This is a genomic window from Parahaliea maris, from assembly GCF_008064665.1.
Classification (GTDB): domain Bacteria; phylum Pseudomonadota; class Gammaproteobacteria; order Pseudomonadales; family Halieaceae; genus Parahaliea; species Parahaliea maris.
Genome location: NZ_VRZA01000001.1, coordinates 610,412 through 622,733 on the forward strand (window position 1 = coordinate 610,412; position 12,322 = coordinate 622,733).

9 protein-coding genes are annotated in these 12,322 nt (G+C 64.1%); 5 read left to right on the top strand and 4 right to left on the bottom strand.

Annotated elements, in window-relative coordinates; translation table 11 throughout:
• Positions 1–29: 29 nt before the first annotated feature.
• Positions 30–485: a GNAT family N-acetyltransferase gene (locus FV139_RS02720; protein ID WP_148066693.1), complete on the bottom strand. Its 456-nt coding sequence runs from the start codon at positions 483–485 to the stop codon at positions 30–32.
• Positions 486–624: 139 nt separating this feature from the next.
• On the opposite strand from FV139_RS02720, the gene FV139_RS02725 reads away from it, so the two are divergent.
• The 4 genes from FV139_RS02725 to FV139_RS02740 all read left to right on the top strand — a co-directional run bounded on the left by FV139_RS02725 (position 625) and on the right by FV139_RS02740 (position 7,298).
• A complete protein-coding gene (locus FV139_RS02725) occupies positions 625–3,717 on the top strand; it encodes an error-prone DNA polymerase (RefSeq protein WP_148066694.1) in 3,093 nt (1,030 codons plus the stop codon).
• Between the two features lie 69 nt (positions 3,718–3,786).
• Positions 3,787–5,010 carry an MFS transporter gene (locus FV139_RS02730; RefSeq protein WP_213003998.1) on the top strand — a complete coding sequence of 408 codons (1,224 nt, stop codon included), beginning with the start codon at positions 3,787–3,789 and terminating at the stop codon, positions 5,008–5,010.
• Positions 5,011–5,112: 102 nt separating this feature from the next.
• Positions 5,113–5,862, top strand: coding sequence for a protein-L-isoaspartate(D-aspartate) O-methyltransferase (locus FV139_RS02735; RefSeq protein WP_213003999.1), 750 nt, complete (start codon positions 5,113–5,115; stop codon positions 5,860–5,862).
• Positions 5,863–5,957: 95 nt separating this feature from the next.
• Positions 5,958–7,298 (top strand): metal-dependent hydrolase family protein, encoded by a 1,341-nt coding sequence (locus tag FV139_RS02740; protein WP_148066695.1) that lies wholly within the window; start codon positions 5,958–5,960, stop codon positions 7,296–7,298.
• Between the two features lie 24 nt (positions 7,299–7,322).
• Here the strand turns inward: FV139_RS02740 and FV139_RS02745 are convergent, their stop codons facing one another.
• Both FV139_RS02745 and FV139_RS02750 read right to left on the bottom strand, forming a co-directional pair.
• On the bottom strand, positions 7,323–8,318 hold the full coding sequence (locus FV139_RS02745; protein WP_148066696.1) for an alpha/beta hydrolase family esterase: 996 nt from the start codon (positions 8,316–8,318) through the stop codon (positions 7,323–7,325).
• A gap of 85 nt (positions 8,319–8,403) precedes the next feature.
• A complete protein-coding gene (locus FV139_RS02750; protein ID WP_148066697.1) occupies positions 8,404–10,098 on the bottom strand; it encodes a mechanosensitive ion channel family protein in 1,695 nt (564 codons plus the stop codon).
• 225 nt (positions 10,099–10,323) lie between these two features.
• Here FV139_RS02750 and FV139_RS02755 point away from each other — a divergent pair, with 225 nt between their 5' ends.
• Positions 10,324–10,785 carry a VOC family protein gene (locus FV139_RS02755; protein ID WP_148066698.1) on the top strand — a complete coding sequence of 154 codons (462 nt, stop codon included), beginning with the start codon at positions 10,324–10,326 and terminating at the stop codon, positions 10,783–10,785.
• Between the two features lie 55 nt (positions 10,786–10,840).
• Here the strand turns inward: FV139_RS02755 and FV139_RS02760 are convergent, their stop codons facing one another.
• Positions 10,841–12,061 (bottom strand): argininosuccinate synthase, encoded by a 1,221-nt coding sequence (locus tag FV139_RS02760; protein ID WP_148066699.1) that lies wholly within the window; start codon positions 12,059–12,061, stop codon positions 10,841–10,843.
• Between the last annotated feature and the right edge of the window lie 261 nt (positions 12,062–12,322).

Here is a 12,322-nt window from a genome sequence, read left to right on the forward strand (position 1 = left end):
GCCCGCTAGTACTGCTCCCGGGGCGGCCCCTACTCTATCGGCAGCTGGTACATAATGAAATCACTGGGACCGCCGGTGTAGCGATCATAGAGGGCCCGTCCCCGGGCGTTGAAGTGCTGGGTAATCCAGCGCAACAGGGGCCAGCCTCGCTCGTTGGCCACCCCCTGCAGGTAGCTGACCATCGCATCCGCGGCGCCGCTTCCCCGCGCCGCAGGATCGATGAACATATCGTCCACGAAACCGATGTCACCGCCGCTGAGCGAACGCGGGCAGGCGCGGAAATGGACGATGCCTATTGCCTTGCCGACAGCATCGCGGGCCATCAGCCCCTCGAGCGGATGCCCGGCGTCCAGCAGCCAGCCCCAGACCGTCTGCGCCACCGACGCTTCCAGATGGGTGCCGTAAAATTCCGCGTAGCCGCTGAACAGTTCCCGCCATTCCGCCTCGTCGCCGGCGACGACAAAGTTCACCGTGTAATTGTCCATAATCGCCGTCCTCTTTTCGCCAGTCTACACCTGCCCGGCTCCGCGAGCCGCAGCCTTGCACTTGCGCCAAAAAGGTATACTGTATATTTATACAGTATAGACCTCACACCCCACCGGACAACCCGCGTCAGTTACCACCGTGCCCTACGCCGAACTCCACTGCCTCTCATGCTACAGCTTCCTGCGCGGCGCCTCGCACCCCCACGAACTGGTGGAGCGCGCGGCTGAGCTGGGCTACGGGGCGCTGGCCATTACCGATGAGTGCTCCCTGGCCGGCGTGGTGAAGGCCCATGTGGCGGCAAAAGAGGCCGGGCTGCCGCTGATCATCGGCAGTGAACTGCGGCTCGAGGAGGAGGTCACCCTGGTCGCCCTGGTCCCCAGCCGGGCGGCCTACGGCGAACTGTCGGGGCTGATCTCCCGCGCCCGCCGGCGCAGCCCGAAGGGAGAATACCGGGCGGCGCTGCGGGATGTGATCTTCCACCTCAAGCGCTGCCTGTTGATCTGGCTGCCGCAGGATGACAGCGAAGCGACCCACAGCTACGGTCGGCAGCTGGCCCGCCTGTGCAAAGGGCGGGTATGGCTGGGTGTCAGCCACCTGCTGGGCAACAACGAGCACCAGCGTTTTCTTACCCTGCAGAATATGGCCCGCGATCTCGAGCTGCCGCTGGTAGCCTGCGGCAACGTGCAAATGCACATCCCCGCCCGCAAACCCCTGCACGACATGTTCACCGCCCTCTACCACAACACTAGCATCGCCCGGCTGGGGCGGCGGCGCCTGGGCAACAGCCAGCAGCACCTGCGGGCCCTGCCGCGGCTGCGCCGGCTCTACCCCGCTGCCCTGCTGGAGGAGAGCCTGCGCATCGCCCGCCTGTGCAACTTCAGCCTGGATGAGCTGCGCTATGAATACCCGGAGGAAGTGGTTCCCGAAGGACGCAGCGCCAACCAGTACCTACGCGAACTGGTGGATAAAGGCAGCGCCGTGCGCTGGCCGAATGGCGTGCCCCCCGCGATCACCGCGCGTATCGAGGAGGAGCTCGGCCTCATCGGCGAACTGCAGTACGAGTACTATTTCCTCACCGTCTACGACCTGGTGCGCTTTGCCAGGGAGCGCGACATTCTCTGCCAGGGCCGCGGCTCCGCCGCCAACTCGGTGGTGTGCTACTGCCTGTTCATTACCGAGGTATCGCCGGAGCAGATCACCCTGCTGTTCGAGCGATTCATTTCCCGGGAGCGGGACGAGCCCCCGGACATCGACGTGGACTTCGAGCACGAGCGCCGGGAAGAGGTCATCCAGTACATCTACCGCAAGTACAGCCGCCGCCGGGCCGCCCTGGCCGCCACCCTCATTACCTACCGCGCCCGCAGCGCGGTGCGCGACGTGGGCAAGGCCCTCGGCCTGGATCCGGTATTCGTGGACGACCTGGCCAAGTCCATGGCCTGGTGGGACCGCACCGCGGACCTGGCCAAGCGTTTCGAGGAGCAGGGAGTGGCCGGCCACAGTCACCAGGCGGAACTGTTCTACCAGCTGGTGCAGCAGGTGCTGGGCTTCCCCCGCCACCTGTCCCAGCACGTGGGTGGCTTTGTGATTTCCCGCGGCCCCATTTCGGCCCTGGTGCCAGTGGAAAACGCCAGCATGGCCGAGCGCACGGTGATCCAGTGGGACAAGGAGGACATCGAGTCGCTGGGCCTGTTGAAGGTGGACGTGCTGGCCCTGGGCATGCTCTCGGCCATTCGCAAGAGCCTGGCCCTGGTGCACCGGGATCACCCTTCTATCGCCAGTATTGCCGATGTACCCAAAGAGGACGCCGCCACCTACCGCATGCTGCAACAGGCCGACACCATCGGCGTGTTCCAGATCGAGTCCCGGGCCCAGATGTCCATGCTGCCGCGGCTGAAGCCAAACTGCTTCTACGACCTGGTGATCGAGATCGCCATCGTCCGCCCCGGCCCCATCCAGGGCGACATGGTCCATCCCTACCTGCGCCGCAAACAGGGGCTGGAGCCCATCACCTATCCCAGTGACGCCATCCGCGAAGTGCTGGAGCGCACCCTGGGGGTACCCATTTTCCAGGAGCAGGTGATCAAGCTGGCGATGGTGGCGGCGGGTTTTTCCGGGGGCGAGGCCGACCAGTTGCGCCGGGCCATCGCCAACTGGGGGCGCAACAGCAAGCTGCTGCACTTCGAGCAGCAGCTCACCCGGGGCATGATCGAACGCGGCTACGACGAAGACTTCGCCCAGCGGCTGTTCAAGCAAATCAGGGGCTTTGCCGGTTACGGCTTCCCCGAGTCCCACTCCGCCAGCTTCGCCCTGCTGGCCTACGTTTCGGCCTGGCTCAAGCGCCACCACCCCGCCGCCTTCTTTGCCGGCCTGCTGAACAGCCAGCCCATGGGATTTTACAGCCCCTCCCAGCTGGTGCAGGACGCCCGCCGCCACGGGGTCAACGTACTGCCGGTAGACGTCAATCACAGCCTCTGGGATCACCAGCTGCTGTCCGCCGAAGGCAGTAACCAGCCCCCCCTGCGCCTGGGTCTGCGGCTGGTGAAGGGGCTGAGTGTCGAGGGCGCCCAGCGGCTGGTCGCAGCGCGCCGCCAGGCCCCCTTTCGCCAGGTCAGCCAGCTGCGCCAGTGGGCGAAGCTGGACCGGCGCGACATGGAAGCCCTGGCGGACGCCGATGCCCTGGCCTCCCTCAGCGGGCACCGGCACCAGTCCCAGTGGCAGATCATGGCGCTGGAAGCCGAGCGCCCCCTGCTCCGCGACGAATTACACCAGCACAGCAGTTACTTTGACGACGCCGTACAACTGCCCGCCCCGGAAGTCGCGGAAGAGGTACTGTCGGACTACCGCGCCACCGGCCTTACCCTGCGCGCCCACCCCATGAGCCTGCTGCGGGACCGCTACCCCTTCAGCCACTGCAAGCGCCACACCGAACTGCACACCGTGCCTAACAAGGGCTTTGTGCGCATTGCCGGGCTGGTCACCTGCCGCCAGCGGCCCGGCTCCGCCTCGGGCGTACTGTTCCTCACCCTGGAGGACGAAACCGGCAACAGTAATATCGTGGTGTGGCAGCGTACTCAGCAGCAGTTTCGCCAGGCCCTGATGAGCGCCCAGCTGCTGCTGGTCAAAGGCACCCTGGAGACCACCGACGGAGTAACCCATATCATCGCCGGGGCACTGTACGACTACAGCAGCGAATTGCAGAGCCTGCAGCTCAACTCGCGGGATTTCCACTAAGTGCACCGGGAAGTGGCAACTTCCACTACAATGCCCTCCAGTTCTCACCCGCACACAACCGACTCAGTTATGGCCGCACACCGATTGCCCGGCGTCATCTGGTTACTGATGGTGCTTCAGGCCCTGTCCATGTCCATTGCCCCGCTGTTTTTCTTCGCCGGCGGCATCGCCGGCAATGCCCTGGCCCCGCGCCCGGCCCTGGCTACACTGCCAGTGGCCATGGTGATTCTGGGTACCGCCCTGTCGGTGGTACCACTGACCCGGTTGATGCACACCTTCGGCCGCAGGGCGGTGTTCCTGGGAGGCGCCGCCCTGGCCACAGCGGGCGCCCTGCTCGCAGCCACGGCACTCATGCAGGCCCACTTCGGGCTGTTCTGCCTGGCCGGGCTGCTGACCGGTGCCAGCGTTGCGGTGACGGCCCAGTATCGCTTTGCCGCCATCGAGGCCGTAGCGCCGGAACAGGTGGGCCCCGCCACTTCGCGGGTATTGCTGGGCGGATTGCTGTCGGCCTACCTGGGTCCGGAACTGGTAGTGTGGGGCGAGTGGGCCGTGAACGCCCTGCCGGGTGATAGAGCGGCCTCCGAACACAACGCCTTTATCGGCGGATTCCTGCTGATGGCCCTGATCGGCCTGCTGGTACTGCTCATCCTGGCGCTCGCCTACCGTAACCGCGGCACCGTAGCGCAGGACAACCACGCCGAGGGCCGCCCCCTGCGGGAAATCTTTCGCCAGCGCCAGCTGTGGCTGGCGGTGATCGCCGCCGCCATGGGCTACGCCATGATGAGCTTCGTAATGACGGCCACTCCCCTGCACATGCACAGCGTGGACGGCCACAACCTGCTGGACACCAAGTGGGTCATCCAGTCCCACATTGTCGCCATGTTTGCGCCGTCGTTTTTCTCCGGTTGGCTGATCGCCCGGCTGGGTCCCACCCGGGTCATCGTCGCCGGCACACTCATCTACCTGGCCTGTATTGGGGTGGCGCTGTCCGGTCGCGAGCTGCTGCACTACTGGTGGGCGCTGGTGCTACTGGGCGTGGGCTGGAACTTCCTGTTCGTTGGCGGCACCACCCTGCTGCCGCTCTGCCACCGGCCGGCAGAGCGCTTCAAGGTCCAGACCTGTAACGAGTTTGCTGTGTTCGGCTGCCAGGCCGTGGCGGCACTGAGCTCGGGGTGGGTGATCAACACCTGGGGCTGGAACCTGCTGGTGCTGCTGTCCTGCTTGATGGTCTCAGCCATCCTGCTGGCGCTCTGGCTGAATGCACCACGCGCACGCGCGGCGGGTACTGCCTGACGAGGCCAGAACAACCCACCCTGTCACGCGGGGCGCGCGCGGGCTGCCCGGTCTACACTGAGGAGTGTCAGGAGCGGTGCCAACAGGGTGGGAGGGAGCGCCGTGCACACAGCCCGTAGATCGGCCACCTGTAACAGTGTGTTGCTGGGGCTCGTGCTCCCACTGCTGGCGGCAACGGGCTCTGTGGCGCAAGTCCGCGCGGAGGGCTCACAGATGATGCTGGACGAGATACGTCGCTCGGTGCGCGAGTCCGCCGCCTACACCGGGCGTGCCGAACTCAATGAGCGTACCCTGGCCGCCTTGGCCGAGGTGCCGCGGGAAGCCTTCGTGCCCGCACACCTCAAAGAGCTGGCCTACCTGAACCGCCCCCTGCCCATCGCCGAAGGCCAAACCATCTCCCAGCCGCTGATCGTGGCATTAATGACGGACCTGCTGGAACCCGGGCCGGATCACGTCGTACTGGAAGTGGGCACCGGCTCCGGTTACCAGGCGGCGGTGCTCTCACGCCTGGTCAGGCAGGTGTACACAATAGAAATCCTGCCCGCTCTCGCCGACGGGGCCCGGGTCGTGTTGGCAGAACTCGGCTACGACAATGTCACGGTGCGTACCGGAGACGGTTACGCTGGCTGGCCGGAGTACGCTCCCTTCGATGGCATCATCGTCACTGCCGCACCGGACGAGATCCCCCAGCCGCTGGTGGACCAGCTGAAACCCGGCGGGCGCCTGGTAATCCCGGTGGGGCCGGTGCACGGGGCGCAGGAGTTGATGCTGGTAGAAAAAACCGCCGGGGGCGAACTGGAACAGAAGGCCGTATTGCCGGTGGCCTTCGTCCCCCTGACCGGCGACCACTGAGCACCGGCCCGCGCTGTTACCGGGCCGGGGTATTCTTTTGACAAGTGAAACAGCGCTGCATAGGCTGCGAGGGTTTTTCCTTCGGAGTAGCTTACATGCCCCTCAGCACAACCCTTTCGGTATTCGCCCGCACCACTACCGCAGCACTGATCGCCAGTACTCTCGCAGTAACCCTGACAATACCCCAGGCAGCAGCCCAGACGGCCGCTGACACCGTTATCATCCACGCCGGCACCCTGCTGGCGGTACCGGGCGAGAAACCCGCCAGCGAACAGACCCTGGTGATCGAAGACGGTCGCGTCAGCCAGGTGCTGGACGGCTACCAGCTGCCCGCAGGCCTCGGCGCAGACGCCGAGGTGATCGACCTGAAGGATCGCTTCGTGATGCCCGGGCTGATGGATATGCACGTGCACCTGCAGGGCGAGCTCGGCCCCAACGGCGACAGTGATAATCTCAAGTTTTCCGACGAACTAATCGAGATGCGCTCGCTGATGTTCGCCCTGCGCACCCTCGACGCCGGTTTCACCACCGTGCGCGACGCCGGCTCCAAAAACCAGGAAATGTACGCCCTGCGCGACGCCATCGAGCGCGGCTGGATCGACGGTCCGCGGATTATCGCCGCTGGCGGCGTGGGGATTACCGGTGGCCACAACGACGTTTCCGGCATGAAGCATGAATTGCTGGAGCTCTACACCGACCGCTCCATTTGCGACGGCCCCTACGACTGCCGCCGCGCCACCCGCGATGCCATCAAGTACGGCGCCGACCTGATCAAGATCACCTCCACCGGCGGGGTACTGACCGATCGCAACACGGGCACCGGCCAGCAGATGGAAATGGACGAGCTGACCGAGGTGGTTCGCGCCGCCCATCGCATGGGGCGCAAGGTGGCCAGCCATGCCCACCAGGAAGACGGCATCATCGCCGCCCTGGAAGCCGGCGTCGACAGCATCGAGCACGGCACCTATGCCGGGCCCAAAGCCATCAAGCTGTTCAAGTCCACGGGCGCCTACCTTGTCCCGACCCTGCTGGCGGGAGATACCGTGAAGACCATGGCGGAAACCTCGGATTTCCTCAGCCCGGCCATCAGTGAAAAAGCGATTCGCGTCGGCAATGACATGAAAGATAACTTCGGCAAGGCCTACAAAGCCGGCGTCAAAGTGGCCTACGGTACCGACAGCGGTGTATCGGCCCACGGCGACAACGCGAAGGAAGCGGTGCTGATGAAACAGGCGGGAATGGACAACATGGCCATCCTGGTGGCCGCCACCGTCAGCGCCGCCGACCTGATCGACATGAGTGACAGCCTGGGCACGCTGGAAGCCGGCAGGCACGCCGACATCGTCGCCTATGACAGCTCGCCGCTGGACGATATCGAGGCACTGCTCGACGTGGACTTCGTCATGAAGGGCGGCAAGGTCTTCAAGCAGCAATAAACTCCCGGGCCCGGGGCCAGCGCGTCACTCGGCCTCGGGTTGGTTCACATGCCCCTCACTGAAGAACTGCCAGGTCAGCCTGGCGGTATCGAACTCATGGCTGGTGGGCCCCAACAGGCGCGGCAGGCGGAACACCGGGTTGGCCATGACATGGCCACCCCCGGTCATCGTCACCAGGGCCACACTGGGCCGGCCGGGGCCGTGCCACTGCAAGGTACTCACGGTCGTGCCATCATCCGCGACCTGGTCCGGCCAGTCGCTGTGCTGGCCGTCGCGGCTGTACCCGGCAAGGGCGGCCCAGTAGGCCGCTGTGTCCACTGCCGACAGGACCTCACCTCGGCTGCTATCACCTAGCAGTTCCACCAGCCCACCCTCATAGGGGTTCACAGGATCTTCCGAACCATTGACGATCAGCGTTGGCAGTGCGGTGCCAGCGGCTGAACAATCCAGATTGTCCGCGACGGGGAGATTGGCGGCATAGGCAGCGAGCCCCGCCACGGTGTCGGGCGCTTCCAGCCCGAGGCGGTAGGCCATATGCCCGCCGTTGGAAAAACCGGCAACGTAGACCCGACCTGTATCAATGGCGTGTTGTTCGGCCAGCCGGGCGATCAGCGCCTGCAAAAAACCTACATCATCGATATTGCGCAGATTGGCTGTATAGGTGGCACTGCCACGACAGTCGTTCCAGTGCCGATCCACGCCATCGGGGTACGCTACCAGCAGGCCTTCCCGCTCAGCCAGCACATCGAAGCTGTAAAAACTCAGGGCGGCCATGTCACTGCCACTGCCACGGGACCCGTGCAACAACAACAGCAGCGGGGCGCCATCCTCCAATGCCTCCGGCACATAGACCTGGTAATTGCGCGCCAGACCACCCCATTCCAGTTGGCCTGTTATGCGCTGCCCGCCCAGTTCGGGTGGATCAATAGCATCTGATGAGAGAAACCACCAGCCAGTGGCCATGGTGGCAAACAGGACCACCACCATGGCACCCGCCAGCCACAGGAAAAAAGTGCGCATCTCCCACCCCCGCTTGTTGTAATCGTTTGCGGATCATTATGCGGGAGAGGCCGCACACCTGCCAGCCCGTGACAGGGGGAGGGGGTCAGCTGTCGCCGGTTGCCTCCGGCGCTTGCGCAGGCGCGGCGTACCACTGGTCCTTTGGCACCACTTTCGGCTCGGCCGGATCCTGTTCGTAGTTCGGCGACATGATCTGCACGCCGTATTCGTTGAACACGTCCTGGATATTGGCGTGTAGCGCACTGTAGATTTTCATCATGCCGGTCGCGTCCCGACAGAAAGCGTTGAGCTGGTACACCACGGTGAAATCACCCATGGAGGTCTGTAGTACAAAGGGCTCCGGTGACTTTTCGAGTCCTTCGGTGCGCCCCGCCGCCTCCAGCAGCATCGCCTCCACCTGGCGCCAGGGCGTGTCATAGCCGATGCCGACATCGGTGTGCAGGATGATGCCCTGCTCGCGCTGGAAGGTGCTGTAATTCACCACGGTACTGGCCAGGACCTCGGAATTGGAGATATTGATCTCCTCGTTCTTGAGCGAGCGCAGGCGTGTCGACAGGGCCCTGACATCCACCACCTCCCCCATATGCTCTCCGATCCGCACCCGGTCGCCCACCCGGAAGGCACCGCGATAGGTCAGGCTGTAGCCGGCAATCATGTTGGCGATGAACGAAGAGGAACCGATGGAGAAGACCACCCCGAGGAAAATGCTCACCCCCTTGAAGGCCTCGGAATCCGAGCCGGGGATGTAGGGATAGGCTACCACCAGGGCGAAGGCAACGATCAGGATCCGGACAATGCGGTAGGTTGGCATCGCCCAGTCGCGATCAAAGTTCTGGAGCCTGATCCAGCCGCGGTCGACGCGCCCGAAAAAGGTTTTCGTCGCGGTCAGCAGGAACCTCACGATGTAGTACAGGACGAACAGGAACACTAGGTCGGGCAGGGATTCCATGATGCCCGAACCCATCCTCTGCAGTGGGTTGAGCAGCAGACGGAAAATATCGGTGGCAAAGGGGCGGGTCCAGGGATACAACCCCAGGGAGGTGTTCAGCCAGGTGAGGGCGATCGTTGCCAGGGTCAGGGCTCGCACACCGCGCAGCGCACCGCCAAACCAGCTCCACAACTGGGCGGCATCTATCACCCGGTGGGAGGCTTTCTCGATTTTTTCGATGCGGCGTTTCACCGCCCGCTCTACGAGACCGTTCAACCAGCCGAACAACGCATGCAGTGCGTACAGGAGCACAAAGGTCAGGATCGTCATGACCAGCAAAACGCCTGTGCTGCGTAGCAAGCTCCGCGGACTGCGAGACTCGCGGTACTTGACCATGGCCAGGCCTACGCGCTGGACAACCACTTCGGAGAGTACGGCGAGGGGTACCTGCTCCACTTCGGCATCCACCGGGAACAGCCACGTAATCTGTTCGCCGTCGATGGTGATCTGATAGCGGTCATCGAGCTTGATCGCGGCCCTGACCAACGGATCGATATCAGGGTTCTCCGCGAGCTCGATGATGCGGTCCCGAATCGTGCCGGCACGCTCCCGGGCCGGATAGGAGGACACACCCCGCACCCGGAACAGGGGGGCTCCATCGAGTTTGACCTCGGCGACACGGAGGCCGTCGTTCTGCCACAGCCCCTCCAGGGTCTGGGCTGTCGCTCGCTGTTCCGCCACCTCATGGACAGCGGTGCCGCCCCCGGCCTCCTGCGCCCCGACAGGCCAGGCAACCTGCAGCAACAGCGTCAGCAGGGCTATCCGGAACAACCCGTTCCACCGCTTCTGCATGTGTTTTCCCCCTGTAGCCGAACCTGTCAACCGAGAGACCTATATAACCCGATCGGAATCAGTTTGCACCTGACAAATGCGCTTCTGCACTGACCGCCGGGGCGCGTGCGCGATTAGCGACTATGCTTTTCAGACTGCTCAGGAGCACTGCCTGCCGATCACCAAGGGTCGGTCGCCAGCGGGTTCCCGGAAGCCACCCCTTTATCTGTTGCGAGGAGACCAGCCATGAGCGTTAAACCCATCCCCGACGGCTACCACTCAGTCACTCCCTATCTCACGGTTGGCAATGCCGTCGAGGCCATCGCGTTCTATCAGCGTGCGCTGGGCGCCGAGGAGTTGTTCCGGCTGGAAATGGACGGAGGCAAAATAGGCCACGCCGAACTGAAAATCGGCGATTCCATCATCATGCTGGCCGACGAGTTCCCCGAGATGGGGAATGCCAGCCCGACCACACTCAACGGCACTTCGGTCAGCCTGATGATCTATGTCGACCATGTGGGCACCCATTTCGCCGAAGCACTTGCCGCAGGCGGAGAAGAGCTGCAGCCGCTGACCGACCAGTTCTACGGCGACCGTTCAGGCACCTTCCGCGACCCCTTCGGGCACGTCTGGACCCTCGCCACCCATGTGGAGGACGTACCAGAGGAGGAGTTGAAGCGGCGCATGGAGGAATTCGCCAAAGGGTGAGGACTCCGCGCAACGTGGGGAGATCGGGGCGGCGGGCGCCGCACCGAGCGCTGGATCAGAGCAGCTTGCGGCCCTTGTTGGCGGCGATACGCATGCGCAACGCGTTGAGCTTGATGAAGCCCTCGGCGTCAGCCTGGTTGTAGGCGCCGGCGTCTTCCTCGAAGGTGGCGATGCTCTCGTCGAACAGGCTGTCGGCGGACTGCCGGCCTTCCACGATCACGTTACCCTTGTACAGCTTGAGGCGGACCTTGCCGTTAACGTGAATCTGGCTCTCGTCGATGGCGGTCTGCAGCATCTGGCGCTCGGGCGACCACCAGTAGCCGTTGTAGATCATTTCCGCGTAGCGCGGCATCAGGGCGTCCTTGAGGTGAGCGACCTCACGGTCCAGGGTCAGGGACTCCATCGCCCGGTGGGCCTTGAGCATGATGGTGCCCCCGGGAGTCTCGTAACAGCCGCGGGACTTCATGCCCACGTAGCGGTTCTCCACCAGGTCATCGCGGCCGATGCCATTGGCGCCGCCAATCTTGTTCAGGCGCTCGAGGACGGTAGCCGGGCTCAGTTTCTCGCCGTCGATGGCCACGATATCACCGCGCTCGTACTCGAGCTCGATGAAGGTGGCTTCGTCAGGAGCCGCCTCGGGGCTCACGCTCCAGCGCCACATGTCTTCCTCGGGGCCCATCCACGGGTCTTCCAGTACGCCGCCCTCATAGGAAATGTGCAGCAGGTTGGCGTCCATGGAGTACGGGGATTTCTTCTTCTTGCTGGAGAAGTCCACGGGAATGTTGTGCTTCTCGCAGTAGGCCATCAATGACTCGCGGGAGTTCAGGTCCCACTCGCGCCAGGGCGCGATCACCTTGATGCCGGGCTTGAGGGCGTAGGCACCCAGTTCGAAACGCACCTGGTCGTTACCCTTGCCGGTGGCGCCGTGGGAGATGGCGTCGGCGCTGGTCTCGTTGGCAATCTCGATGAGGCGCTTGGCGATCAGCGGGCGGGCGATGGAGGTACCGAGGCGGTATTCGCCCTCGTACAGGGCGTTGGCGCGCATCATGGGGTACACGAAGTCGCGGACGAACTCTTCGCGCAGGTCGTCGATGTAGATTTCCTTGACGCCCAGGGCCTCGGCCTTGGCGCGCGCCGGCTCGACTTCTTCACCCTGGCCGATGTCGGCAGTGAAGGTAACGACTTCGCAGCTGTAGGTTTCCTGCAGCCAGCGCACGATCACGGAGGTATCGAGACCGCCGGAGTAGGCCAGTACGACCTTGTTGATGTCAGACATGATGGGGTTCCCGCGCAGTGTGGGTGGAAAAGGGGGCATATTCTACTTGCCGCATTGGCCTCACGCCAGTTGGGCAGCATAACAATCAAGTGTCGGCGAACACCCGGACAGGAGCTTCGTAGCCCGGCGGCTGTCCGGGGGAGGGGGTTCCGGGACTCGCCGTGAACCCGTCCGTGGGGGCTCGACAGCGGCATCCATGCCGCTGACGGTCCCTTCACCCCCTCCCCCGGCCAGCCACCTGCTCCATCAGACGGCCCCAGG